The 24,200-nt window shown below is 61.3% G+C and carries 20 protein-coding genes and 2 pseudogenes; 10 read left to right on the top strand and 12 right to left on the bottom strand.

Annotated elements, in window-relative coordinates; all coding sequences use genetic code 11:
- The first annotated feature begins 216 nt into the window (after positions 1-216).
- Positions 217-1,467, top strand: a complete 1,251-nt coding sequence (locus ACR3FF_RS18940) for an RNA-guided endonuclease InsQ/TnpB family protein (protein ID WP_458189679.1) — start codon at positions 217-219, stop codon at positions 1,465-1,467.
- 225 nt (positions 1,468-1,692) lie between these two features.
- Here ACR3FF_RS18940 and ACR3FF_RS18935 read toward each other — a convergent pair whose 3' ends face one another.
- The 4 genes from ACR3FF_RS18935 to ACR3FF_RS18920 all read right to left on the bottom strand — a co-directional run bounded on the left by ACR3FF_RS18935 (position 1,693) and on the right by ACR3FF_RS18920 (position 4,376).
- Positions 1,693-2,862, bottom strand: coding sequence for a hypothetical protein (locus ACR3FF_RS18935; protein ID WP_458189678.1), 1,170 nt, complete (start codon positions 2,860-2,862; stop codon positions 1,693-1,695).
- 89 nt (positions 2,863-2,951) lie between these two features.
- Complete coding sequence (locus tag ACR3FF_RS18930; RefSeq protein WP_458189676.1) at positions 2,952-3,173, bottom strand: hypothetical protein; 222 nt, start codon at positions 3,171-3,173, stop codon at positions 2,952-2,954.
- Positions 3,174-3,178: 5 nt separating this feature from the next.
- Positions 3,179-3,535 carry a head-tail adaptor protein gene (locus ACR3FF_RS18925; RefSeq protein ID WP_458189675.1) on the bottom strand — a complete coding sequence of 119 codons (357 nt, stop codon included), beginning with the start codon at positions 3,533-3,535 and terminating at the stop codon, positions 3,179-3,181.
- Between the two features lie 49 nt (positions 3,536-3,584).
- Entirely contained in the window at positions 3,585-4,376 is a 792-nt protein-coding gene (locus ACR3FF_RS18920; RefSeq protein WP_458189681.1) for a bacteriorhodopsin, read from the bottom strand.
- A gap of 362 nt (positions 4,377-4,738) precedes the next feature.
- Between ACR3FF_RS18920 and ACR3FF_RS18915 the strand changes: the two are divergent.
- Positions 4,739-6,488, top strand: a pseudogene (locus ACR3FF_RS18915) (L-aspartate oxidase).
- A 44-nt stretch (positions 6,489-6,532) separates the two neighbouring features.
- Here ACR3FF_RS18915 and ACR3FF_RS18910 read toward each other — a convergent pair.
- The 5 genes from ACR3FF_RS18910 to hpt form a co-directional block, all read right to left on the bottom strand.
- The gene (locus ACR3FF_RS18910; protein ID WP_458189673.1) at positions 6,533-7,756 is read right to left on the bottom strand and encodes a hypothetical protein; all 1,224 of its coding nucleotides are present in this window, start codon (positions 7,754-7,756) and stop codon (positions 6,533-6,535) included.
- Between the two features lie 598 nt (positions 7,757-8,354).
- Positions 8,355-9,584, bottom strand: a complete 1,230-nt coding sequence (locus ACR3FF_RS18905) for a Tm-1-like ATP-binding domain-containing protein (RefSeq protein ID WP_458189672.1) — start codon at positions 9,582-9,584, stop codon at positions 8,355-8,357.
- 1 nt (position 9,585) lies between these two features.
- Positions 9,586-10,419 carry a phosphoenolpyruvate hydrolase family protein gene (locus tag ACR3FF_RS18900; protein ID WP_458189670.1) on the bottom strand — a complete coding sequence of 278 codons (834 nt, stop codon included), beginning with the start codon at positions 10,417-10,419 and terminating at the stop codon, positions 9,586-9,588.
- A 1,091-nt stretch (positions 10,420-11,510) separates the two neighbouring features.
- Positions 11,511-12,893 carry a uracil-xanthine permease family protein gene (locus tag ACR3FF_RS18895; protein WP_458189668.1) on the bottom strand — a complete coding sequence of 461 codons (1,383 nt, stop codon included), beginning with the start codon at positions 12,891-12,893 and terminating at the stop codon, positions 11,511-11,513.
- A gap of 134 nt (positions 12,894-13,027) precedes the next feature.
- Positions 13,028-13,573: a hypoxanthine/guanine phosphoribosyltransferase gene (hpt, locus tag ACR3FF_RS18890; RefSeq protein ID WP_458189667.1), complete on the bottom strand. Its 546-nt coding sequence runs from the start codon at positions 13,571-13,573 to the stop codon at positions 13,028-13,030.
- Between the two features lie 118 nt (positions 13,574-13,691).
- Here hpt and ACR3FF_RS18885 point away from each other — a divergent pair, with 118 nt between their 5' ends.
- From ACR3FF_RS18885 to ACR3FF_RS18865, 5 genes and pseudogenes are all read left to right on the top strand, one after another.
- The gene (locus ACR3FF_RS18885; RefSeq protein WP_458189666.1) at positions 13,692-15,203 is read left to right on the top strand and encodes an amidase; all 1,512 of its coding nucleotides are present in this window, start codon (positions 13,692-13,694) and stop codon (positions 15,201-15,203) included.
- A gap of 210 nt (positions 15,204-15,413) precedes the next feature.
- Positions 15,414-15,593: a hypothetical protein gene (locus tag ACR3FF_RS18880; protein ID WP_458189664.1), complete on the top strand. Its 180-nt coding sequence runs from the start codon at positions 15,414-15,416 to the stop codon at positions 15,591-15,593.
- 658 nt (positions 15,594-16,251) lie between these two features.
- Positions 16,252-16,701 carry a DUF2243 domain-containing protein gene (locus tag ACR3FF_RS18875; protein WP_458189680.1) on the top strand — a complete coding sequence of 150 codons (450 nt, stop codon included), beginning with the start codon at positions 16,252-16,254 and terminating at the stop codon, positions 16,699-16,701.
- Entirely contained in the window at positions 16,702-16,842 is a 141-nt protein-coding gene (locus tag ACR3FF_RS18870; RefSeq protein WP_458189663.1) for a hypothetical protein, read from the top strand. It abuts the gene before it with no gap.
- Positions 16,843-16,892: 50 nt separating this feature from the next.
- Positions 16,893-17,123: pseudogene (locus tag ACR3FF_RS18865) on the top strand (BBE domain-containing protein); the annotation flags it as partial.
- A 77-nt stretch (positions 17,124-17,200) separates the two neighbouring features.
- Here ACR3FF_RS18865 and ACR3FF_RS18860 read toward each other — a convergent pair.
- From ACR3FF_RS18860 to ACR3FF_RS18850, 3 genes are all read right to left on the bottom strand, one after another.
- Entirely contained in the window at positions 17,201-18,799 is a 1,599-nt protein-coding gene (locus ACR3FF_RS18860; protein ID WP_458189662.1) for a class I adenylate-forming enzyme family protein, read from the bottom strand.
- A 128-nt stretch (positions 18,800-18,927) separates the two neighbouring features.
- Complete coding sequence (locus ACR3FF_RS18855) at positions 18,928-19,371, bottom strand: ester cyclase (protein WP_458189661.1); 444 nt, start codon at positions 19,369-19,371, stop codon at positions 18,928-18,930.
- Between the two features lie 130 nt (positions 19,372-19,501).
- Positions 19,502-20,338: an amidohydrolase family protein gene (locus ACR3FF_RS18850; protein ID WP_458189660.1), complete on the bottom strand. Its 837-nt coding sequence runs from the start codon at positions 20,336-20,338 to the stop codon at positions 19,502-19,504.
- Positions 20,339-20,416: 78 nt separating this feature from the next.
- Between ACR3FF_RS18850 and ACR3FF_RS18845 the strand changes: the two genes are divergently transcribed.
- From ACR3FF_RS18845 to ACR3FF_RS18835, 3 genes are all read left to right on the top strand, one after another.
- Complete coding sequence (locus tag ACR3FF_RS18845; protein WP_458189659.1) at positions 20,417-21,580, top strand: CaiB/BaiF CoA transferase family protein; 1,164 nt, start codon at positions 20,417-20,419, stop codon at positions 21,578-21,580.
- Positions 21,581-21,708: 128 nt separating this feature from the next.
- Positions 21,709-21,834 carry a hypothetical protein gene (locus tag ACR3FF_RS18840; RefSeq protein ID WP_458189658.1) on the top strand — a complete coding sequence of 42 codons (126 nt, stop codon included), beginning with the start codon at positions 21,709-21,711 and terminating at the stop codon, positions 21,832-21,834.
- 272 nt (positions 21,835-22,106) lie between these two features.
- Positions 22,107-24,071, top strand: coding sequence for a 3-hydroxyacyl-CoA dehydrogenase/enoyl-CoA hydratase family protein (locus ACR3FF_RS18835; RefSeq protein ID WP_458189657.1), 1,965 nt, complete (start codon positions 22,107-22,109; stop codon positions 24,069-24,071).
- Positions 24,072-24,200 lie beyond the last annotated feature (129 nt).

Raw genomic sequence — 24,200 nt, 5'->3', positions numbered from 1 at the left:
TTCGACCCTCGATTCTGATTCTTGAACCGCCGTTCCAGCGCAACCTCAACTGAGCTGTCAGAGTGATCGCTTCACCTCTGTCGCCGATTTGATTCGGCAACTACTGTTTAGGGCGGGCGCGAATCCGACAACCCCTCCACAAACCACCATCGATGGCAAGCCGGATATTCCACGCGAATCCACACCATTAAGTAAGACTACCTACATAGGCTATGTATGGCGATTGAGGTCACTCGAACCTACGTTGGTTCCATCCAAAACCACCGACAGGTCTGCGATGACCTCGATTCGCTCGGAGACTCCGCCTCGAAAATCTGGAACGTTGCACGATGGACAGCAGACCGCATCTGGCATGCAACCGGCAAAATCCCAGACGAGGGCGTGCTGAAATCGTATATGAAGAACCAGTCGTGCTGGAAAGATTTGAACGCACAATCCAGTCAGAAAGTCATCGAAGAACTTTCCGACGCTTTCCAGTCATGGTTCGACCTACGACAGACCGACCCAGAGGTGAATCCGCCCGGCTACCGCAAACACGGCGACACCCGACCGCGTTCCACGATCACATTCAAAGCAGACGGGTTCAAGCACGACCCCGAGAACAACCGTTTCCGACTCAGCAAAGGCTCGAACCTCAAGATGTCGTGGTCGGACTTCCTCCTCTGTGAGTACCAGACTCGTCCCGACGTTGACCTCTCCGAAGTCAACAGGGTGCAGAACGTTCGGGCGGTCTGGAACGGCGACGGATGTGAACTCCACTTCGTCTGCAAAGTCGAACTCGAAACCAACGACTCCGCAGGCGACGATGTTGCAGGCATCGGCCTCGGCATCACAAACATCGCCACGGTTGCCTTCCCCAACGAATACGTGCTTTATCCCGGTAACTCGCTCAAGCAAGACAAACACTACTTCAAACGTGCCGAATACGACACGGAAGGTGAGAACGGGCCGTCAGAGAAGGCGATGTGGGCACGTCGGAAACTCGCTGACCGCGAAACCCACTTCTACCATGTCCTCACGGACACCATCATCACAGAGTGTGTCGAACGCGGTGTTGGCACGCTCGCGGTGAGTTGGCCCGAAAACGTGCGAGAGTCAGACTGGGGCACGACGGGGAACAAGAAGTTGCACTCGTGGGCGTTCGACCGCATCTACCAGTACCTCGCATACAAAGGCGAGATACGTGGTGTTGAGGTGTTGAAGGAGAACGAGTGGGACACGTCGAAGACCTGCTCGAAGTGTGGTGACGACACAAAGTCGAACCGCAAGCACCGTGGCTTGTACGTCTGCTCGTCATGTGGGTTGGTCGGGAATGCGGATTGCAACGGGGCGGAGAATATGCGCCAGAAGATAACTCCGAGTCCTCACGGTGAGGATAGGAGTAACGGCTGTGTGGCACAGCCATCGACATACTTGTTCGACCGCGAGAGCGGGACGTTCAACACGAGAGAACAAGCTGTGTCGTAGACCGGCAAATATCCCACCTGCGGGACGGGAAGCCCCGGCGGTTACGCCGGGGAGGATGTCACATTCGCTGAAAAGGGCAAAACCACCCCGTCTATGCCGTGAAAACTCGCCCTTACCAGACCACGCAAGCCGCCGATACGGCGGAGCTCACGTCGTCAACTCGCACTCTCGAGACGTAAATGGGGGGCGGCTCGATGGCCGTCTATCTGGCGTTCGATACTCGAGTCAGGATTCCTCTTCTTCCACGGAGATGATGGGACAGTTGACCGCCGCGTCGGCTGCACGAATGTTCCCGAGGAGCGTGTTGATGGGGCCGTCGGCTCCACTGGCGAGGTCTCCCGAGAGAACCAAATCGATTATCTCCTCGTGGTCGGTCAACCGCCGACGGCGGCCCCCATCGATAGCCTCTTCGGTCCACACGATTGGATGGACGTCCCACAGCGGGCTATAAAAGAGCGAACAGTCGGTCGGGTCTCGCGGGGCGTGACACACCTGCTCGGAACGGGTGACGTTGAGTGGGTCGCCTTCGCCCGCAACGGCTGACCGGAGTCCCTGGCGTTCCGAATCGTCCTCGCCCATCGGTCCGTTCACGATCGGGAATATCGGTTCACGGGCGGAGCTTTCGAGGTCACGATCTCCCGCGGCAGGTGCCGCTCTGAGGTTCTGAGCGAAGGTCCCCCCCTCGAGGGCTGCCACGTCGGCGGGGTACGCATCAGTCGTCAGGTAGAAGACGACGCGGTCCTCGTAGAACCCCTCGACGAGTCGAAGGGTCGCCGTCATCGACTCCCTGTCGAGTTCGACGAGTCCATCGTGCATGCCAGTGGGATTCTGGACGTGCGGCGCGTTGAAGACGACGTTCGAGTTCGGTGTCGTCACGAAGGGACTGTACGACCCGTCACCCACCGACCCAGGCTGGGTGTTCTCGACGTCGAGCGGAAACCCGTCCGGGCCCGGCGCGACGTTACGCTTCTGTGAGAAATCGACGGTTCCCTCGAACCGCATTTGGGCGTTCCGAGGGTTGAACTGACTAGATTCCCCCATTCTCACCTCTTGGACTGCCGCCGTCCCGAGTGTGTGTTCGAGTTTCGGTGCCCAGTTGAGTCCGAGACCGAGTGCATGTTCGATCCGGGAAGACTCCGTAAGCACGTAGTAGACGTCCTCGTCGTCGGGCCCACGGCCACGAAAGACCGGGAGCGTGACAGTCAGGTTCTCGGCGTCGATCTCGATGGCGCTCGGAAGGTCCGCCGGGATGCCGCCTCGATTCTGTGAGGGTGCGGTGGTTGCTCTGGCTCGGGAACTCCCGGACGAGCCGAGGGCAGCAACTCCGAGTACCCCGAGAAACGTCCTTCGATTCGTTCTCGTAAAGTTCTGTGTCTGTTGGTTCGATTGTGTCACTGTTGTACTCCGAGTCGACCAGTGAACGGTGGAGATTCCCCCCTTCTCACCCATCGACTCGAGTGGAAGGCCGCTAACGAGGGTGATAGTCATTTTTCAATATCTCGCTCGAGTGTCTGCAAAATCTCTCCAAATTCTATCTCCATTCTCCACCAATTCTCGTCACGTGTGTCGTGGCCGGCGAGCCACCCGAAGATACTCCGGTTTGCCTCGGACGGATTTCCGTGGTCGAGGTCGCCACCAGTAGCCTCGTCTGCGTGTATCGACGAGTCATCGCTCCTGCGGAGAACTACCCCGACCTCGTTCACCACGCTCGTCAGCGGCGGAAGGTCTGCCGAAGCCGTTCGAACAGGCCACGTTTCGTCGGCAATTCGCGCGAGATCTCGTCGAGTTCCGAATCGGTGAAGTGGGGGTCGTGGCGTGCTTCCCGCAGCCACTGCTCCCACTCGGTGCTCGTCAGGGTGCCTCGCGAGTCGGCTTCCCACTGGTCGACGAGTGCTTCACGGTCGGCGAATGGAATATCCATTCCGCTGTTTCCCCAGTACAGCGGTGAGAGTTCGAACTCGTACTTCTCGTCGTCTACGAATCTGATGCGGTAGGGATACCCGTTGTAGAGGATGATATCGTCCTCCGTGACCTCGTCTCCGTTCGGGAGCGTCAGCGTCCGTGTCATCTCGCGAACTCACGTACGTCCGGAGTGCTTGTTAGCGTTCGCAACTCGCTCAGTCGTCGACGGGGGCAGCGGTCGGTTCTGCGTACGCGCTTTCGGTAACGCCTGCGGGTTCGTCAGCGAGAAACCGGAGGAGGAGGAACGCGAACACGAATTTCGCGCCGATGTCGAGGATACTGTAGCCCCACGAAGTGAGCACGAGCCCCGAGACACCAGTCCCGACGAGCGCGATTCCTTCGGTACCGACCGCCCAGACGATGGGATATCCTATCCAGAGGACGACGGTGAGGTATTTCAGGCGATTGAACAGGTTCTGGATGTCCGGACTCTTGTCGGCGACGTCGCGTGGCCACTCGACGAGAAGAATGTAGAGAACGACGACGAAGAACGCCGTACTCAACAGGAACCACGTCCAGCGGAGCCAGACGGCCTGGACGGTCAACGCCGCTGCGAGGCCGGTAACACACATCGCCATGTCGAAAATGATGATGGTGAACAGCTTTGCTCGGCTCGTCCCCGCCAGCAGCCCCAGCGCGAACAAGATTAGCGGCGTCGAAAACGTCCACGTGAGGTATCGTCCCCAAAGCGTGACACTTTCTCCCCGACCGGGAATATCGATGACGCTGATGGTCAGCCCGGAAACGAGGCCAAGATAACTCGCGATCGAGACGGCGGGGATGCCAATCGTGGCCACAAAAATCAGTTTCACCCGCTCGTCCGTGACGTTTCGACCCATGTACACGAACAGGATCAGTGCGAATCCCATCAGGCCGATCATCCCCCACAGTGATGCCGACAGCAGCGGGTCGGAGAGTGCTCGTTCGACCGCCGGATCGAGTGCCATCGGGAGTGCCCCCGCTACGAAACCAGTGTTCGTCATCAGATGTCAGCGACTAATAGTTGGACAGATATAATCTAGAGGGAAACAAGCACGCCGCTCTCCCTCGATATTACTCACCGAAGCCATAATCGTAACGACCAACGCTCCGTTGCGTGAGCGAAAACGGCTGTCGTTTCCGACGGTGAGAGCGTCGGGTTCTGTGACGGTTGGTTGGTGAGCCACAGCGTGACTCGCAACGTAAATTATTTCGTACTAAAAACTTCGTAAAATGTCTGTATAGGTCCTTTGAAGCTCAAATACGGCGTTTGTGCCCACGATGAAGTTAATGAGTTGGCTCCTCATCTTCACTCGTGAACAACCGACCGCTGCCAGCCGATGCTGAACCGTCCGACCGACCCGACGAAGCGGTCGTCGAATTGACCGTCCTCGTCGTCGGCGCAGGTGCCGCCGGCACGCGGATGGCGACCGAACTCGTCGAGCGAGGGGTCGATTCCGAAGAGATACTCGTCGTCGGGAAGCGGAGTCACGGCGACGCTCACACGACGTGGGCTTGCGGTGGCCTGAACGGCGCACTCAGAACTCACGACCCGGCGGACGACTGGACGATTCACTCTGCGGATACGCTCAAGGAAGGCCATCACGTAAACGATCCCGAAAAGGTCGAAACCGTCACCAAGCGAATGCCTGCGCTGTTGCGGGAACTCGACGACTGGGGAATGCCGTTCAGCCGAACCGAGGACGGCGACATCGACCAGCGCTACTTCGGTGCCCAGTCGTTCCGCCGGACGGCCTTCGCTGGCGACCACACCGGCGAATCACTTCTGGACACTCTCGTCGAGCGAGCACAGCAACTGGCCATCCCGTACCGCGAAGACGTTTTCGTCTCACGACTCATCAGCGAGAACGACCGGGTGCTGGGTGCCGCAGGATACGACGTGGTCGTGCTCGCAGCAGGCGGCTACACCAGTCCCTATCAGCGCTACTCCTCACGAGACGACGAGAACACCGGCGATGGACCAGCGTTGGCCTACCAGGCTGGCGCGGAGTTGATGGACCTGGAGTTCGTTCAGTTCCATACGACCGGGATGGTCGGCGACCGCTACGGCGAAGAGTGGGACAGCAGGCTCGTCACCGAGGCCGTCCGTGGGGAGGGTGGCCGTCTCTACAACGTAGATGGCGAACGGTTCATGCGACGATACTCGCTAGACCAGATGGAACTCGATGCTCGCGACGTCGTCGCTCGCGCCATCGCTCGAGAAATTACCGAGGGACGAGGTACGGAGAACGGCGGTGTCTACCTCGACATCTCGCATCAGAACCGGTCGTTCTTCGAGAAGAACGACTCCCGCGGATGGCCGAACGGTTTGCTGAACTCAGCGTCGACATGGCCGACGCACCCGTCGAAGTCGCACCGACGGCCCACTACGGGATGGGTGGCGTCGCCGTCGACCACGTCGGTCAGACGCGTATCGACGGACTGTACGCCATCGGTGAGACGATGGCGGGCGTTCACGGCGCGAACAGACTCGGCGGCAACTCCCTCTCCGAGACGCTCCTTTCGGACAGGTCGCTGGTGAGGCGGTCGCAACACGGCTGGCGGACGGCTCGGTCGGAGTCGACGACGACGCGTTGTACGACTACGCGACACAGCACTTCACCGACCTCGCAACGGTGGCCGACAGCGACGGCGTCCACGACCCGGAGGAGGTCGTCGACGAGGTTCGCGCGTTGCTCTGGACGCATGCCGGTATTCTCTGGGACGAGCAAGGGCTGACCGCCGGACTCGCGAAACTCGAACGGATTCGCGAGGCTGCTGGCGACCCCTCGGTCGGTGGAACGACGAGCCGCTCGTTCGAGTTCGCACTCGACCTCGGGTTCGCACTGGTCGTCTCCGAGGCCATCCTTCGCGGCGCTCTCGAACGCACCGAATCGCGTGGCGCTCACCACCGAACGGATTACCCCACGATAGACCCGAACTGGCGTCGTAACATCGTCGTGGAACGTGACAGCGTCGGCGGGATGCGGCTGACGAGCACACCGGTCGGGTCGCCCAGTAGCGCAGTTCAGGAGGCGCTCGACGCGAACTACGAGCTAGACTACCACCAACTCGAGTGACGCTCTGCTCTCTCCGACTGTCGAAATCGCTCGTCCTCTTGCGGTCAGACGGCGTTCTCGCCGGGCGTACAGGAGACCTCCGCCGCCGACTGAACGAGACTGGCCGTCAACAACAGAACGCTCACCGCGAAAAACGTCCCACCGACGGGTGAGGTCGGGTCCATGAACGCCCAGTAAATCGGGCTCGCCGCCGTTCCCACGACGGCGCTGACGACCCCGTACATCGCAGGTGCGCAGCAACAACAGGCCGTCGCACCCGACGCTGCGAGCGAACCGGCGAACGCTCGACTCGAATCGGCACCCGAAAACTGTTCCCACTGGGTCGCGACGAATGCCGCATTCAACCCGACGAGAGAGCCGATGAACCCGAACAGGACGACCGTCCCGACGGAAACGAATCCCGAGAGGGGGACGGCGGGGAAGAAAAACTCCACGGCAGGCCACGAGACGAGCGGGTCGGCGAGCATGACCGTCGTTATTGTCCGCGTCTCCGGCATTCCGATTCCCGCATCGGGGTTCGTACTCAGCGTCCCCGCCGAGAACGCGAAGAAGATGGTGAAGAGGAACCCAGCGAGGATTCCGACGACGGACGCAAACCGACTCGCTCGAAGCTGGTCGAGTGTCGGACGGGCATCGCGCCGAACGATGTATCCGACGAGCAGTGGCACGCTCGGGACGAGAACATAGCCCAGCGGCGTGGTGACGCCGTTGTTGGGAAACACAACAGGGTAGATAATCCACGCCCCCAACAGTCCACCGAGCATGGCGTACCGGGGACGTTCTGGCCACCGCAGTCGACCGACGACCAGACTTCCGATTACGGTCGCGGAACCGACAAAGAGACTACCGACGTGATACCACCGATAGATTTCTCGCTCCGGGCCTGCTGGGGCGACCACTTGAATTTCGACGAGGCCGATTCCACCGAACATCGCCAACAGACCGCCGATGAACACGCCGACGATACCCGATTGGCCGGCGAGCCACGCGCGCTGAACTGCCACAGCGCTCGTGGCGACGATGCCGAGTCCGGTGACCACGAACGCCAGGAGCACCCAGTGTGGCGTTCCGGCATGCGTCGTCCCGCTGTGAGCGGCCGCCGTGGGCACTCCAGCGAGGCTGCTCGCGAGAAGCGCGACCCACAGTGCGGTTCGACGTCCGACTGTCGGACTGAAACTCCGCGATTCCCCCGTTCGCTCGGCCGACAGCAACCTCCTCGCCGTCGATACGAGGCTTCCGTCGTCACCGCGTCGTTCGTCGCTCGTCATCCCTCTCTCCCTCTCATACATGTTCGGTGTCGGTGGGACGGTCGTAAAGTCGACTCGAAACGACCGTGACGATGAGAATCGGGACGACGACAATCGCGACCAAAGGATGCGACGTGAAGATTGCGGGCTGAAACGACTGTGTGACGGCGAGCCCACTCGGCGAACGGTTGCCACGACGAGTACGCCACGTTCTCGATTGTCGTCGGACGCAAAAACGTGACGAGTGACCCGTAACACGTCGGCCAATCCGGACACGAGCGTCTCGCACCGATGGCGCGCATGAACGCTCCCAAAATATTCACCACGTAGGTCGTAACGAGCGTCACGTCAGCCAAATGCACATGCCGGAGTTCCCCGTTTCCCGTCCATCCAACCGTCGAAGTACCAGATGTTGTAGTCGAATTCATACGTTTGCTCGCTGCTATCCGTTACTCGGTGTTGCTAACACTCCATGCGTTGGGAGCACCGCCATGAACGATTTCTGGTTCATCCATCGAACGGCGGGGCACTGTTTAGAACAGTGGCCGCTCGAGCGGTATCGAGCCCCGGTCTCGTGACGGGTCGGCTCTTTCCATCGAGGACGACGTTTTCTGGAACGCTATTCGTCGTCGGGTCCGATGCCGGCCTCGCGCATGTACGTATCGAGTTTGGCCGCGATAGCCTCTGCGAACGCCTCGTCGTTGATATCGGTGTCTCGCTCCATCACTTCGACGTCCTCGTCGAGGTAAGTTCGAAGCGCGTCGAACAGTTGCTCGTCGGCATCGGGGTCGTAAAAGTCCTCGCCTTCGACGGCCAACATCGAGACGCCGTCGAGCGGCAGAGCGAGCGCCGTCGGACCCGTCGCGCCATTGAGTTTCGTCGCGATGATTTCGCCGAGTTCGGCAGTTTCGTCCGGCGTGGTTCGCATGAGCGTCACCTGCGGGTTGTGGACGTGGAACGTTCGCCCCTCGAACCGTTCGGGCACCGACTCCCGTGGGCCGAAATTGACCATGTCGAGCGCGCCCACCGAGACGACCTGTGGCGTTCCCGTCTCGGCAGCGGCGTCGAGTCGCTCCGGGCCAGCACTCAGGACGCCGCCGACGAGTTCGTCCGCCCACTCGGTAGTCGTCACGTCGAGTACACCGTCGATGATGCCCTGTCGGACGAGTTCCTCCATCGCCCGGCCACCGGTGCCGGTCGCGTGGAAGACGATGGTTTCGTACCCTTCCGTTTCGAGATACTCGCGGGCCGCCTGGACACAGGGTGTCGTGACACCGAACATCGTGATTCCGACGGTCGGCTTGTCGTCGACGGTGATGTCTGGCTCGTTGGCGACCATGCCGACCATCGCCAGTGCGGCGTTGGTGATGACCTTCTGAGAGAGTTGATTGAGCCCTTCGATGTCTGCGACCGAGTACATCATCATCACGTCCCTGGAACCGACGTACGGCTCCGTATCGCCGGAGGCCATCGTCGAAACCATCACCTTGGGGATGCCGACCGGGAGCGTCCGCATGGCCGTCGTCGCGATAGAGGTGTTCCCCGACCCGCCGAGACCGAGCACGCCGTCGAGTTCGCCCTCGTCGTAAAGTCGTCGTGCAATCGTGGCAGCGCCCTCCCCCATCGCCTCCATCGCCTCGCCGCGGTCGGCGTCCCCACGCAAGTGGTCGAGGGACGTACCGGCCGCCTCTGCGACCGCAGCCGCCGATATATCCGGCTCGAATTCGGGGTCGTCCAGGACGCCCGTATCGACGACGCGGACGTCGACGCCCTGGGATGCGACGACGTCGCGAGCGAAGCCGATTTCCTCTGCTTTCGTATCCAGCGTACCGATGATGACGACTGCCATCCTAGAAATCTATCTCCTTGAACTCCCGGGCCTGGTTCTGGATGGCTTCCTCGGTCGGCAACCGTTCGAGGCTGGACGCGCCGAAGAATCCGACGACTCCGTCGGTGTTGTTCAAGACGTACGCGGCATCGTCCGGCCACGCAATCGGACCGCCGTGGCAGATGACCATGACGTCCTCGTCGACGTCCTTGGCGGCGTCGTGATGGGCCTGGACGCGCTCGGCTGCGGTTTCTAAGTCGAGTGACGTCTCCGCGCCGATGTCGCCGGACGTCGTCAACCCCATGTGCGAGACGACGACGTCGGCACCGGCCTCGGTCATCTCGCGGGCCTGTTCCTCGCTGAACACGTACGGACACGTTAGCATGTCCTGTTCGGCCGCTTCCTGGATCATGTCGACTTCCTTGTCGTAGCCCATGCCCGTCTCTTCGATGTTCTGCCGGAACTGGCTCCCCTCGTCGATGAGCCCCACCGTCGGGAAGTTCTGCACTCCAGAGAAGCCGCGGCGTTTTAGATCCTCGATGAAGACGTCCATCTGCCGGAACGGGTCGGTTCCGTTGACGCCTGCCAGGACCGGTGTGTCTTCGACCACCGGCAGGACTTCGTGGCCCATCTCGACGACGATTTCGTTGGCGTCGCCGTACGGGAGCAACCCGGCCAGGGACCCGCGTCCGTTCATCCGGTACCGCCCGGAGTTGTAGATGATGAGCAGGTCGACACCACCCCGCTCCGCGAACTTCGCCGACATTCCGGTCCCCGCACCGGCACCGATTATCGGCTCCCCGCTCGATACTACTTCCCTGAGTCGTGCAAGTGACTCCTCGCGTGTGAACTCCATGCGTTACGTGCTACCAAGACCCGTTCTATTCAACATTCTCATAACTATCTGTTATAAATTAGTGCAAATTATTCAATCGCTGTCTTCGCATTCGAATCTGCCCTCTCCACTCGGACTTCGAAAGACCGTCGTTCGGGACACAATCGGGACGGACCCGTCGTCTCACTGGGGGAGTAACACAGTGGGATACATCGTCCTGCGTGTCGGGTGCGCCGAAGAGTTCGCTGCCGGTGAGAAAGCCTGTACAACGCGTCTGGAGATACAGTTACGTGATTCGACCGACTTACGCGGTCTCCATCGTCTCGATCGAACAGGTATGGTTGGTTTCGTCGATGTGCGATTCAGCCCGTGATTCCGCTCCGATGCGCGACGCATGGAAGCCAATCTGCCCACAGGATTCACACAGTATCTTGTACATGGAGTGCAGTTCGGTGCAACGGGTTTATCATTATTAATCCTTTCTAACACTGCATTACTTGCATCCCTTCGATTTCCCGCCTGAAGAACCCGTATCTCGCGCGAAATCGGCACGGACCCACCGTTTTCGAGAGGTCCGACGGGGAGAACTCGTCGACGACCGGTCTTCACCAGGTCGAAGAAAGCAGGACGCTGACGTCGTTGGTGTGTGACGAACTCGTCCCGTCCGATTCCACCGTCCTCCGTCGCGTAGCGTACTCCACTCTTTTCTCCCGTTCGGCTTCGGAGTTCCCGAACCGTATCCTCGACGTAGCAGTCGTCGAGCGTCCCAATCTCCAGGACCCACCTCGTCGTCCCCGGTCGCGTTCCAACGAGCGCACCACTTTTCTGCGACTGGAAGAAATTTAATACTATAAATGAAGCAAGTGATTGCAGGGGAATTGCAACACGCTAACATCCAACGTACGAGTCATGCAATACGGTGGAAACATCTCATTGTCACCCTCCCCCTGCACTCACCCCCTTCCCCTGAGACGAGACGAGGATACCGACGAGAACGAAGCTTCCGGCGATTCGAGCGTCGAACCATTCTACGAGCCTCACACCGCGGACTTCGAGGAGCGATTGCCGATCGGACGGTCGCGGTCGATGGAGCGTTATCGGTGTCCGTCGGGTCAGTCGTCGCCGGAAGTAGGCCGTTCCGACGATTCGACGGCCGCCTCGTCGGGTGAGGCGTCGAAGAGCGGGCTCTGGTCACCGGGTGCGAACGTGTTGAGCAAAAGTGCCGTCAGCGCAGTCGTGATGACCGGTTGTCCGAAGAACGTCTGACCGACTTCGGGGAGTCCCTGGAGCGCCTCGGGACGCGTGGCGACACCGAGACCGAGACCGAGGGAGACTGCGACGATGACCATGTTCCGCCGGTCGAGGTCGGTATGCAGGAAGATGAGGCGTGCGCCGCTGGCGGCGACCATCCCGGCCATCAGCAGGACGGCCCCACCGAAGACCGCGTTCGGAATGGTCGCGACGGCCGCCCCCACCTTCGGACTCAGTCCTAGTACCGCCAGGATGATTCCAGCGATAGCGACGACGTGGCGGCTCATCACGCCCGTGAAGTTGACGATACCAACGTTCTGTGAGAACGACGTCACGGGGAATGCGCCGAACGCCGACCCGACCGAACTCATGAGTCCGTCGGTGAACAGTCCGCCACGGAACTCCCGGTCGGTCGGATTTCTCCCCTCGGCGGCCGTGACGCCAGACATGTCACCGACGGTTTCCATCGCGGACACGAGAAACAGAAATGCGAACGTGACCATGGCGATGGGCTCGAACGTGATGCCGAACGCGCCCGGTCGTGGAATCGCGAACCACGCAGCCGTCCCTATCGGCCCGAACTCCACGACGCCGAGAGGGACGGCGACGACGTAACCGACGGCGATTCCTGCGAGCGTACTCAGGAGTCGCGTGAGTCCGCTGGTGAACAGATTGAGAGCGACTGCGACCGAGAGGACGAGCGTGGCGAGACCGACGTTGTGTGCCGCCCCGTAGTCCGAGACGCCGACACCGCCCGCCGAATAATCCATGCCGACGGGGACGAGGTAGAGTCCGATGATGATGACGACCAGTCCCGTCACGAGCGGTGGGAAGAAAGGCCTGATACGCTCGAACTGCCAGCCTATCAGTCCCTCGACGAGGAAGCCAGTGACGAGAATCGCACCGAAGACGGCCTCCAGGCCGTAGTTCGCGCCGATGGTTGTCGCCGCGCCGACGAAGGTGAAACTCGTTCCCATGACGATGGGAAGACGCGACCCGACCGGTCCCACGGTGTACGCCTGCACGATAGTCGCCAGTCCGGAGAACAACAACACCATCTGAACGACGTACGTGGTATCCGCGGCGCCAAGCCCAACCGCACCCGCGACGATGAACGCGACGGCCGTGGCTGGAACGATCATCACCGAGACGTGCTGTAAGCCCAGCAGGATAGATTTGAACCACGGTGGGCGGTCGTCGAGTTCGTACTCGAGTTCGATCTCCCCGTCCGTTTCGGTTGACATCTATACTCGGTACGAAAAGACCACCCTCAATAATAGTTTCGCGTTCGAGCGCATATCCGACGGCCGAGTGGCCCGAAGTATGCAAAATCGTGCATCGAACGACGCGTCGAAGACACGTCGGCGTCCGTCCCCTGTCAGTGAACAGTGACCTCGTAGTCGTCGACGCTGATGTCGACGAGACTCGTCGCTTCGTGTTCCGTCTCGTCGAGCGCGGTCTCGCCCACCTTCCGGATGACGACGACGATGTCGGCAATCTCCGCACCGATGTCGTCGAGCGCGTCGCAGATGGCCGCCAGCGTACCACCCGTCGATAGCAGGTCGTCGACGATGAGCACGCGGTCTCCCTCGTCCACGTCGTTGATGTACATCTCCGATTCCGAGTAGCCGGTCGTCTGGTGGAGCGCCACTTCGTCTTCGAGACCGTACGAACGCTTTCGAATGACCACGAGCGGGATGTCCGTCTGAAGTGAGAGAGCAGTCGCAATGTGGATACCCATCGCCTCCGGGGCGACGATTTTGTCGACGTCCAGGTCGGCCGCGCGCGTGACCCCGACCACGACCTCCCGTAACAGCGCGGGTTCGAGCATCGGCACACCGTTGCTGATCGGATGGACGAGGTACTGATAGCCGTTTTTGTCGATGATCGGTGCTTCGTGCAGCGATTCGCGAAGCCGTTCCATGAACTCCGTTTATCCAATCAGCTGAAAAACGGTTCGCTCTCCGACGGCGTGGCCCGAACGATATCCCGTGTCCTTACCGATGGTTGTTAGGTGCTGGGTTGGGAACGGTTCACAAAGAATGCCGAAAACTGACAACGAGTCGTTCGACGTCGTCGAAGTCACCGTCGACGAGATACACGCGGCCATTGAGGCAGGAGACGTCACCGCCGAAGCGTTGGTCGAGCGGTATCTGGACCGAATCGACGCGTACGACGATGCGTTGCACTCGATTCTGACGGTGAATCCAGACGCTCGCCAGCGGGCGAAACGACTCGACTCGCGGTTCGAAACCGACGGGTTCGTCGGCCCGCTCCACGGCGTCCCCATCGTCCTCAAGGACAATCAGGATACCCACGATATGCCGACCACGGCCGGTTCGCAGGCACTCGTAGAGTCGGTGCCCACGGCGGACGCGTTCGTCGTCGAACAGCTCCGTGACGCCGGCGGCGTCGTTCTCGCGAAAGCGAACCTGCAGGAGTTCTCCTACGGCGTCGACACGATCAGTTCCCTCGGCGGGGAGACGCGGAACGCGTACGCACTCGACCGGCGGCCGTCGGGTTCGAGCGGCGGCACCGCCGCTGCTATCGCGGCGAATCTGGGCACTGTCGGCACGGGCTCTGACACGTGCTCGTCCGTCCGGTCTCCCCCAGCGTTCAACAATCTGGTCGGACTCCGGCCGACCAGAGGACTGTTGAGCCGGACCGGTATCGTCCCGCTGAGTGAGACACAGGACACCGCGGGTCCGATCACCCGAACCGTCGGGGACGCCGCGCGGATGCTCGATGTCATGACCGAGTACGACCCGGAAGACCCCATCACGGCCCAGAGCGTGGCCAACGTCCCCGCCGAGGGCTACGTCTCCCACCTGGACGAACGCGGCCTCGAAGGCGCACGAATCGGCGTCGTACGAGAATTTTTCGGGTTGCAAAACGAGGAGAGCGCACCCGAAGCGGCGGCCCGGAAAGTGACCAGCGTCGTCGAGACGGCAATCGACGAGATGGAAGCGGCGGGAGCGACGGTCGTCGACCCCGTCGAGGTCGTCGACCCGGAACTTCTGGCGTCGGCGCGCGTCCTCCAGTACGAGTTCAAACGCGACCTCGACCGGTACGTGGCGGAACTGGACGACGAACTCCCCTACCGCACGCTGACGGAAATCGTCGATTCGGGCCAGATTGCCGAGCCAGTGGCGTCTCGCATAACGGGCGGACACATCCTCGACGTGGACGTCGAGACGCTCGACGAAAACCTCGAGTATCTCAAGCGTCTCGTGAGACGGCGACAGATCCGGGTAGATACGGTCGGGCGGATGGCGGATCACGACCTCGATGCGCTCCTGTACCCACCCTCGACGATTCCACCCGTCGAGATTCCCGAACACCAGCCCTTCGAAGAACTCCCGTGCGAACTGGCCGCACACACGGGACTGCCCTCGATAGTCGTGCCGGCCGACTTCACGGACGATGGACTCCCGGTCGGCGTCGAACTGCTCGGTCGAGCGTTCGCCGAACCACGGCTCTTCGAACTCGCGTACTCGTACGAACAGGCGACACACCACCGACGCTCGCCCGAGGGATTCGAGAAACTCGTCTAGCTTCGGTTCGAAGTCCACGACCTCGTCGGTGACGACGAGGGAGTTTCGTACCGCGTGCTACCGAGACGGTTCGATTCTGCGACCCCGACAGTTCGTCGGCACGGGCCGCCACCTTTCCGAACAGGGGCAAATATCAGAACGGGGTGATACGTTCCAGAAAGCATTTATCGGAATGCGGTTTTTTCCGCACCTGAGTGGTCATCGCATCCGATGGCCGTGAGCACAATCATGAGCCCGTATCAATCGAGCCTCGAATACGTAGTAGTCAAGGCGATCACGTACACGATGGCCCCGTTCGTCATCCTAACGATCGGATTCGCCCTCCTCTTCCGGGGACGCTTTTCCGAAGCACGAGGGTGGTTCACCGGCGATTGGCGTGTCCCACTCTAAGCGAATCGTCGTCCTTTCGTGGCCGTCGATTCTGACTCCTGACGGTCGTCGTGTGAGAAACGGTGAGACGTGTCCACGTCGGTGGACGGCGACGGAAACGGTGTGGAGAGTCGTCGGTGTCCCACACCGGCTGTGATGGCGTCACAGACATTACATCGACGGACGTTCTCGTCCCTCACGGGACAGTATAAATTTAGACCGGCACCAACCTGAATTCTCTGGTCTGACAGTCCCGTCTGTCACCTTCGAGGGGTCTGCCGCGAGCGTCGTCGCTCCCGTCGAAATCACCGGATGCAGGTAGAAGGGGTCAGATGTCAGTGGCGAAACGCCGCTGGCTCGCAGATATCACGCTCGGCTCGACGAGTACGGTACGACGGGTGGCTTGTTGGACCACTCGTACGTCTGGCAACAGGCTGTCTCGAAGAAAGGGGTCTCTCTCGGGTGACCCGGAATCCCCTACCTGAGGTCGGAATCCACCCACCTGCGGCGAACAGACGGTCGGCGTTCCGGTCGTGTCTTGTACCGCCTGCGTATACAGTCCGACCGGCTAAGTCGGTCGGGATGTGATTTTCGAACGACCGTGAACGAACGAACGTACGCAGGTCTGGGTCGGTCACGAGAGACGATCGACGGAGTGACGCGGCGGGCACTCGTCGCGATGGGGGTGTTCGGATTCGGGTTCAGTGGCCTCATCGACGTGCTGGTGTTACACCAAGTGCTCCAATGGCACCATCTCGTCTCGGGAATCTACCCGATGGATACTCTCGACGGACTCAGAACGAACGTCCGTGCGGACGGCCTGTTCTCGATAGCCATGGTGACCATCATGTGTATCGGCGGCGGTCTCCTGTGGCAATCGGAGCGCCGCACCGACGCTCCACTCGCCTTGCGGCCACTGTTCGGGGCCGCGATTATCGGGTTGGGGGCGTTCGACCTGTACGACGTGGTCGTCGACCACGCCATCCTGGGACTGCACCAACCGCTGTCTCGAGGCGGCTCTTACAACCCTCACTGGGCTGGCGTGAGTCTTCTCATCGTCCTCGCTGGGGTCTATGTCCTCCACACCGGAACCCGAGTTCGAGACGAGAACGCAGCCGAAAACGCATAGATGTTCCAGTTCGTCCCACTCCACGGCGGTGCGTCGGCCGTCGCCCCGCACTGGCTCGTATTGATAGCCGCCGTCCTCGGCCTCTGGCTCGTCATCGGAATCGGCGTCGCACTCGGAGACAAACTGTTCGAACGGGTGTGAGCGCCCCCGCGAGAAGATTCATTCCCGAATCGTGATAGACACGCCGAGCCGATGCCAACGTGACGTGGGTCTGTGACTGTCTCGACGACATGCGCCAGTTCTCCGACGGGTCGGTCTACCTGAACTTCCCCGGCCTCCTGGAGGAGGGTGACGACATGGTGCGGACCACCTTCGGTCCGGCGTACGAACGACTGGTGCGCCTGAAAGACGAGTACGACCCGACGAACCTCTTTAGCCTCAACCAGAACGTCACACCGTCCCGAGATTCTCGGCGACCGTAGAGCGAACGTCGTCGTTCGTCCACTTCTCCCAACAGTCGGGCCAAAAAATGCGTTCGAACCCACTAGGGAGGTGCCGGTCACCCCTGGCCGATGAGTCGCTCTTCGTCCTCCCAGAACTCTTCTCGAAGCTGGTATTTCTGCACTTTCCCGGTGGCGGTTTCGGGGAGGTCGTCCTGTATCAGAATCTGGCGCGGAATCTTGTACCCGGCCAGTCGCTCGCGGCAGAACGATTCCACGTCGTCTTTCGAGAGGTCGGCGTCCGGTTTCGGGACCACGATGGCCGTCACCATCTCTCCCCACTCTTCGGACGGCGTCGGGATGACCGCCGCCTTCGCGATGTCCGGGTGGTCGTAGAGGACGTCTTCGACCTCAATCGAGGAGACGTTCTCCCCGCCGGAGATGATGATGTCTTTCTTCCGGTCCTGGATGGCGACCATCCCGTCCTCGTCGATAGTGGCGAGGTCGCCCGTGTGGAAGTAGCCCGGCAGACGGTCGTTGAACGCCTCTTCGGTCGCTTCGGGCTTGTTGAGGTATCGGTCCATCACCTGGTTGCCCTGGACGACGATTTCGCCCATCGACTCGCCGTCGGGCGTGACATCGTTGCCATCGTCGTCGACGATGCGCACGTCGGTACAGAGCGTCTCGCTGCCCTGATTCACCTTGAGCGAACGGCCGCGCTCGGCGAGTCGTCGAGGTGAGTTCGACGTAGTGATGATGGGTGCCGTCTCGGTCAGGCCGTAGATGTGGATGATGCGCCAGCCGATGTCGTCCTCGACGGTTTCGATTGTCGCCGTCGCGGGTGCGCTCCCGGCGGTGGCGATGCGAACCTCGCGGTCACCCGTCGTCTCGATGTCGGGTTCGTTCTCGTAGTGTGCGATGATGCGATTGAGGACGGTCGGCGCACCACACATGAACGACACGTCGTACTCACGAACCCGTTCGAGGGTCCGTTCGGGGGTGAACTTTCGCAGGCAGACGTGCGTGCCACCGGTTCCCGTAATCGCGTAGGTGTGCCCCCAGCCGTTGCAGTGGAACATCGGGAGCGTCCACAGATACGTGTCGTCGTCGCGTATCTCCATGTGCTGGTTGAGCACGAGCGCGTGCCAGTGCTCGGTTCGGTGGGTGCGGACGACGCCTTTCGGGTCGCCGGTCGTTCCAGAGGTGTAGTTGATGCTCGCGTCGTCGTCCTCGGAGATGGACGGCCGTTCCGGTGGTTCCGACGACGCTTCCTCGACGAGGGACGTGTAATCGATCCACTCGCCGTCAATTCGGTCGGCCTCGTAGCCGACGAAGTGCTCGGCTGGAATCGAGTCGCGTACCTCCTCGACCTTGTCCGCGAAGTCGTAATCGGCGATGACGACTGACGCCTCGCAGTCCGAGAGGATGTACTCGTAGTCCTCGGGAACGAGTCGGTAGTTCATCGGGACGTACACCGCGCCGAGTTGGTTGGTTGCGTACAGCGCTTCGAGGAAGTAGTGCGTGTTCGAGGCGAGCATCGCCACGCGGTCTCCCTGTTCGATACCGAAATCGCCTAGTGCGTTCGACAGCCGATTGACGCGGTCGTTGAACTCCGCGTACGTGTACTCCGTGCCGTCGTCCGCGATGACACCGACCACATCGTCGTAGAGATCGACGGCGCGGTCGAGGAAATCCAGTGTCGTCATTTCCACCTTCATGAATGGACGTTCGAGTCAACTTTATCGGATGGCGTAAGTATTTCGCCTCTTGTTACCGCTCCACATATGTTCCGTTCGTTGTCGAATTACGCCGATTTCATCTGATGGAAAAAATAGCCGGTATCCTATTACTGATCGAACGCTTCTGGGAGAAGGCCGAGTTGGCGGAACATGCCGAACATGTCGTCGTAGAACCACGCTTCGGCCAGCTCGTCTCTTTCAGAGCGGAACACTGCCACGCCGCTCGTCTCGACCGTTCGTCCCGTCGGCTCGATGCCATCCATTGGCCCTGTGTGCGTTCCCCGCCACGTGTATCGAACGACGGCCTTGTTCTCGTCACCGATGATAATGTCCTCGGGCCAGACTTCGAAATCCGAAAACGCCGTGAGGATGTCCGTCACGTACTCCTTGTAGGCGTCCTTGCCTTCGATATCCTGTCCCTCGGTGATGTCGTGCATGACGAAGTCCTCGGCGTACTGGTCGTCGATGTATCCGAGATTTCCCTCGTTCCAGATAGTATTCATTCCCTTACGCATCTGTTCTTTGACTTCTGTTGCTGTAGTTTGTGACATACCTACTCCCCCACCGAAGTGGCATCTGTAGAGACGTCGAATAAATATACAGTTCTGGCGTCATTTCCCACCCGCTGAGAATCGGTAGTTGAGGTCGTGGTGATATCCGATAACGGTTCGAAAATATGGCCTATCGCTCCTCGCCGAGGAATCGTTCCGCGGTTCGGGAGAAGAGTGCTCGATACGTCGAATCTGAGAGGTCGCGGTCGAGCAATCCGCGTCGTTCGTCCGCGTACGGATACGGGACGTTCGGGAAGTCCGAACCGAACATGATGGAGGAAGAAAGTGCCGTCAACGCTTCGTTCGATATCGTCGTCGGGTCGAAGCCCATGAACTCCACCGTTCGCGGCGAGAGTGCCATCGTCGTATCCAGGAAGACCTGGTCGTGTCGTCGCGCGAATTCGAGAAACTCGGTCGTCTCGTACGCCCCCATGTGTGCCGCACACGCGCGAACTTCCGGGAACGACGCGACGAACTGGGCGAACTGATCGGCACCGACGTGTGGGCTCTCCTCGAACATCGGCGCGGTTCCGGCGTGAAACAGGATGGGCCGGTCGTACTCGGCGGCGAGTTCGAACGCCGATGTCAGTCGCGGGTCCGCCGGGCCACACTCCTGCACTGGACACTGGAATTTCAGCCCGCGTGCGCCCGCCTCGAACGCCTCCCTGACGACCGTCGCAACGTCGTCGTCGCCGTGGACGGTGGCGAACGGGACGGCCATGTCGGAGTCTGTGGCCTCGCCGAGCACCCACTCGTTCAGGTCGGCGGCCATCCCCGCTTCGTGTGCGTACGGGAGCGCGAAGTAGCGCTCGACACCCGCCGACCGTAACGCGGTCTCCATCGCGTCTCGTTCGACCGGATGGTCGAACGTCCACCCTGCCTCGCGGGAGAGCGAATCGCGTATCGCCGCCATCAATCGGGGTGGCATCAGGTGGACGTGTGCGTCGATAACTCCGGAGGCGACCATGTTCACACCATCTCACCCGACTCGCTTGAAACGTACGGCACCCCGAACGATTTAGTTCTCTTCCGCCAGTTTTCTCACATGCGACTCGACGACGTGTGCGTCCTCGACCTCTCTCGACTGTTACCCGGACCGTATGCGACACAACTGCTCGCCGACCTCGGCGCGACGGTGATCAAGGTCGAAGACCCGGACGTCGGTGATTACGCGCGACAGATGGGGTCGATTGGCGAGAGCAACACCGGCCAGATCTTCGAGGCGGTGAATCGGGGGAAACTGAGCGTGACCCTGAACTTGAAAGACGAGACCGCACGAGAGGCGTTCTACGAACTGGTCGCGGAGGCAGACGTCGTTTTCGAAACCTTTCGTCCCGGCGTCACCGAACGACTGGGTGTGGATTACGAGACGCTCTCGGAGGTAAACGAGGAGCTAATCTACGTCTCTCTCACGGGCTACGGGCAGAAGAGTCCGTACGCAGACCGCGCCGGGCACGACCTGAACTACGCGGCTCTCACCGGCCTCCTCGATATGACGCGCCCGGACGAGGCGTCGAAACCGACGATTCCAGGCTATCCGATGGTCGACATGGCCAGTGGCCTCTTTTCGGCGTTCAGTATCGTCAGCGCGTTGCTCGCACGCGAGACGGGGTCGGGAGGGTTGCACGTCGACGTCGCGATGACGGACGTGATGTTGTCGTTCTCACAGATTTTCGCCGGGCCAGCACTCGCCGGCGATACCCCCCGCCCGGGCGAGACGATGCTCACGGGGAAGTTCCCGTGCTACGACGTCTACCGGACTGCGGATGGACGGTACCTCACGGTCGCCGCGCTCGAACCCAAGTTCTGGCAGGAGCTCTGTTCGGCCATCGACCACCCCGAACTCGTCGAGAACCACCTGAGCGACGACCCGGCCGTTCGGTCTGCCGTCCGCGAGACGCTCGAAACGGTGTTCGCATCGAAATCGCTCGACGCGTGGCGCGACGAGTTCGAAGGTGTGGACACGGCCGTCGGTGGCGTCCACACCGTCACGGAGGCGCTCTCGGACCCACAGACGGAACGTCGTGATATGGTCGTGACCGGGGCGGACGCTCCGCCCCGTCTCGGCTTCCCCGCTCGCAGTTCGTCGGTCGAGTCGGTCCCGACGACCGTCCCCGGTCACGGGGAACACACGGACAGCGTCCTCCGTGATTTTGGCGTCGCTGCGGACCTCGTCGACCGGTTAGTCGGCCACGACTCGAATCGGTGACCGGGCGGCGTCGCTCGGGTCTGCCGTGTGCATCGTCGGGAACGAGGACGCCGGTACCGTCGCGTGCGACCGGCGCGACCCAATCATTAACTTTCACCAGCCACGAGTGGCAGACGGAGGCGATACCAATGGCACCACTTCCACACTATCCGTCGGACGAGACTGACGACGAGAGTGTGCCTGACATCGACGACCTGGTCGACCGCATTCTGAACGGCGGCGACGACCCATCACCGTCGGCGTCCCGACGATAATCACGTCGTCGCCCCGAGAGACTCCATTCTTTCGTCTCGTCGCTCGGCACGGTATTTTTTCGTCCAGCGTCCGTCAGCACGCGACCGACCGGGTCGGTCGGACACACGGAAAACCCGCCCAACGGTTTCGACGGGTTGGGAAAGCGTTTTGCCGACCTCTCGTGATGTGGAAACGAGATACATGGTGGCCGATACCAGACCTCACTCGACGTCGACGGCTCAGCATCGCGTGGAATGGACGGCGGAGTTCCGAACGAACGCGGGTGTCGGCCATGGACGCTGAGGACGTCCAGCACGTGACGGTCGTCGGCGCTGGCACGATGGGCCACGGCATCGCGCAGGTGTTCGCGACGAGTGGGTACGACGTCTCGCTGGTGGACGTAGACGAGGACGTCCTCGACCGTGCGAGACGAAAGATAGAGGCGAGCGTCGACCGTCTCGACGTCGACGCTACGACCGTCTTCGACCACCTCGAACTGACGACCGACCAGCGACCGGCGCTCGAACGGACCGACTTCGTGGTCGAAGCCGTCCCCGAGAACGTCGACGTCAAGAGAACGGTATTCGAGGACGCGGACGAGCACGCGCCACCCCACGCCGTGCTAGCGACGAACACCAGCACCCTCCCGATAACGGAGATCGCGACGGCGACGGACCGCCCCGAACAGGTCGTCGGGATGCACTTCTCGAATCCCGTACAACTCATGGACGTCGTCGAAATCATCCGCGGCGAACGGACCGCCGATGCGACGTTCGAACTGACCCGCGAACTCGGCGAACGACTCGGGAAGACGCCCATCCTCGTCGAACGGGACGTTCCGGGCTTCCTCCTGAACCGAATCAACGTCCGATTCTGGACCGAAGCACTCCGCCAGTACGACGCTGGCTACCACGAACCGGACGTCATCGACGCCGCCGTCCGTCGACTCGGGTTCCGGATGGGGCCGTTCGAACTCCTCGATTTCAGCGGTATCGACGTCTTTCGGCTCGCGGCCCACTCGATGCGAAACCGCGACGTCGACCTCCACGTACCGGACGTGGTCGAGGAGAGGTACGACGCCGAAGCGTTCGGCATGAAGACCGGGAGCGGGTTCTACGAGTATCCCGAACCGGGCGCGTATTCGCGGGTCGACGTTCCGCGCAACCGACGCTACGAGTTCGACCCCCTCTCGATGATGGCACCCGCCGTCAACGAGGCGGTGTGGCTGTTGGACAACGACGTGACGACGAAGGCGGAAATCGACCGCGCCGTCGAGGTCGGGATGAACTGGCCACGCGGTCTCCTTTCGTTCGCCGACGAGTACGGCGTCGACCGCATCGTAGAGCGGTTGACGGAACTGCACGCCGAAACCGGCTGGGAGGAGTATCGCCCCCATCCGCGACTCGAAGCGATGGGCGAGGACGGGAGACTCGGCACGAAGAGCGGCGAGGGGTTCTACGAGTGGTCGTACGAGACGACGAGTTTCGGCCCAATAGAGTACGAACGTCGCGAATTCGCCGCGTACGTCACGCTGAACCGCCCGGAGAAACTGAACGCGATGACGACGGAGAGTTGGACGGGTCTCCAGCGCGCGCTCGAACGCGCTGCCGAGGACGACGACGTGCGGGCGACCATCGTTCGCGGGGCTGGCCGGGCGTTCTGTGCAGGGGACGACATCGGCGAGTTGCACGATCTGGACTCGGTCGAGGAGGCCGAAACGCTCGTCCACGAAACCCTCCTTCCGGCGGCGGAGGCGCTTCGAACGCATCCCAAGCCGACCATCGCGGAGGTCGATGGAGTCGCCACCGGCGGCGGGTGTGAGATAGTCCTGCTCTGTGACCTCGGCGTCGCAGCGGACGGAAGTGAGTTCGGCCTTCCGGAAGCGCGTATCGGTGCGTTGCCACCCATCGGGCTGACCTACGGCGCGCTGAGTCTCGGCAAGAAAGACGTCCTCGAACTCTCGCTCACCGGAAACCGCCTCGACGCGACCGAGGCCGAAGCGGCCGGCATCGTGAACCTCACCGTGAGCGACGGGCAGGTGCAAGACGTCGCCCGCGAACTCGCCCGCGAGACGACCGCCACCGCCCCCGGTTCGGTCGCCGCGATGAAGGAACTGTGGACGGGGATGGAAGAGACCCTCCTCTCGGCGTGGCTTCGGAACGCTGGCGAGCGTCTCGTCCAGCGAACCCAGACGGAGGAGGGAAAGCGGGGGCTCGAAGCTTTCCTGAACCGCGAGGAACCACCCTGGAAGCGATGACGACGGGGAGCTATCTGTCTGTTAGGAGAGAATCCCGCCGTTTACGGCGGGAGTGAATCCGACAACTCCTCCAGAGTCCACCGCCGATGGCAGGCCGGATATTCAGCGTAAATCTGTATCATTAAGTAG

The organism is Haladaptatus ordinarius, assembly GCF_054177595.1.
The sequence above is the reverse complement of the archived record's forward strand: the minus strand, read 5'-3'. Positions and strand labels throughout refer to the sequence as shown.

Excerpts from the sequence above, each read along its gene's own strand:
- ACR3FF_RS18925 (WP_458189675.1), bottom strand. The coding sequence starts at position 3,535 with ATGACACGGACGCTGACGCTCCCGAACGGAGACGAGGTCACGGAGGAC.
- ACR3FF_RS18910 (WP_458189673.1), bottom strand. The coding sequence starts at position 7,756 with ATGACGAGCGACGAACGACGCGGTGACGACGGAAGCCTCGTATCGACG.
- ACR3FF_RS18870 (WP_458189663.1), top strand. The coding sequence starts at position 16,702 with ATGTTCCAGTTCGTCCCACTCCACGGCGGTGCGTCGGCCGTCGCCCCG.
- ACR3FF_RS18880 (WP_458189664.1), top strand. The coding sequence starts at position 15,414 with ATGGCCGTGAGCACAATCATGAGCCCGTATCAATCGAGCCTCGAATAC.
- hpt (WP_458189667.1), bottom strand. The coding sequence starts at position 13,573 with ATGGAACGGCTTCGCGAATCGCTGCACGAAGCACCGATCATCGACAAA.
- ACR3FF_RS18900 (WP_458189670.1), bottom strand. The coding sequence starts at position 10,419 with ATGGAGTTCACACGCGAGGAGTCACTTGCACGACTCAGGGAAGTAGTA.
- ACR3FF_RS18940 (WP_458189679.1), top strand. The coding sequence starts at position 217 with ATGGCGATTGAGGTCACTCGAACCTACGTTGGTTCCATCCAAAACCAC.
- ACR3FF_RS18845 (WP_458189659.1), top strand. The coding sequence starts at position 20,417 with ATGCGACTCGACGACGTGTGCGTCCTCGACCTCTCTCGACTGTTACCC.
- ACR3FF_RS18875 (WP_458189680.1), top strand. The coding sequence starts at position 16,252 with ATGGGGGTGTTCGGATTCGGGTTCAGTGGCCTCATCGACGTGCTGGTG.
- ACR3FF_RS18905 (WP_458189672.1), bottom strand. The coding sequence starts at position 9,584 with ATGGCAGTCGTCATCATCGGTACGCTGGATACGAAAGCAGAGGAAATC.
- ACR3FF_RS18920 (WP_458189681.1), bottom strand. The coding sequence starts at position 4,376 with ATGGCACTCGATCCGGCGGTCGAACGAGCACTCTCCGACCCGCTGCTG.
- ACR3FF_RS18840 (WP_458189658.1), top strand. The coding sequence starts at position 21,709 with ATGGCACCACTTCCACACTATCCGTCGGACGAGACTGACGACGAGAGT.
- ACR3FF_RS18860 (WP_458189662.1), bottom strand. The coding sequence starts at position 18,799 with ATGAAGGTGGAAATGACGACACTGGATTTCCTCGACCGCGCCGTCGAT.
- ACR3FF_RS18835 (WP_458189657.1), top strand. The coding sequence starts at position 22,107 with ATGGACGCTGAGGACGTCCAGCACGTGACGGTCGTCGGCGCTGGCACG.
- ACR3FF_RS18855 (WP_458189661.1), bottom strand. The coding sequence starts at position 19,371 with ATGTCACAAACTACAGCAACAGAAGTCAAAGAACAGATGCGTAAGGGA.
- ACR3FF_RS18850 (WP_458189660.1), bottom strand. The coding sequence starts at position 20,338 with ATGGTCGCCTCCGGAGTTATCGACGCACACGTCCACCTGATGCCACCC.
- ACR3FF_RS18895 (WP_458189668.1), bottom strand. The coding sequence starts at position 12,893 with ATGTCAACCGAAACGGACGGGGAGATCGAACTCGAGTACGAACTCGAC.
- ACR3FF_RS18885 (WP_458189666.1), top strand. The coding sequence starts at position 13,692 with ATGCCGAAAACTGACAACGAGTCGTTCGACGTCGTCGAAGTCACCGTC.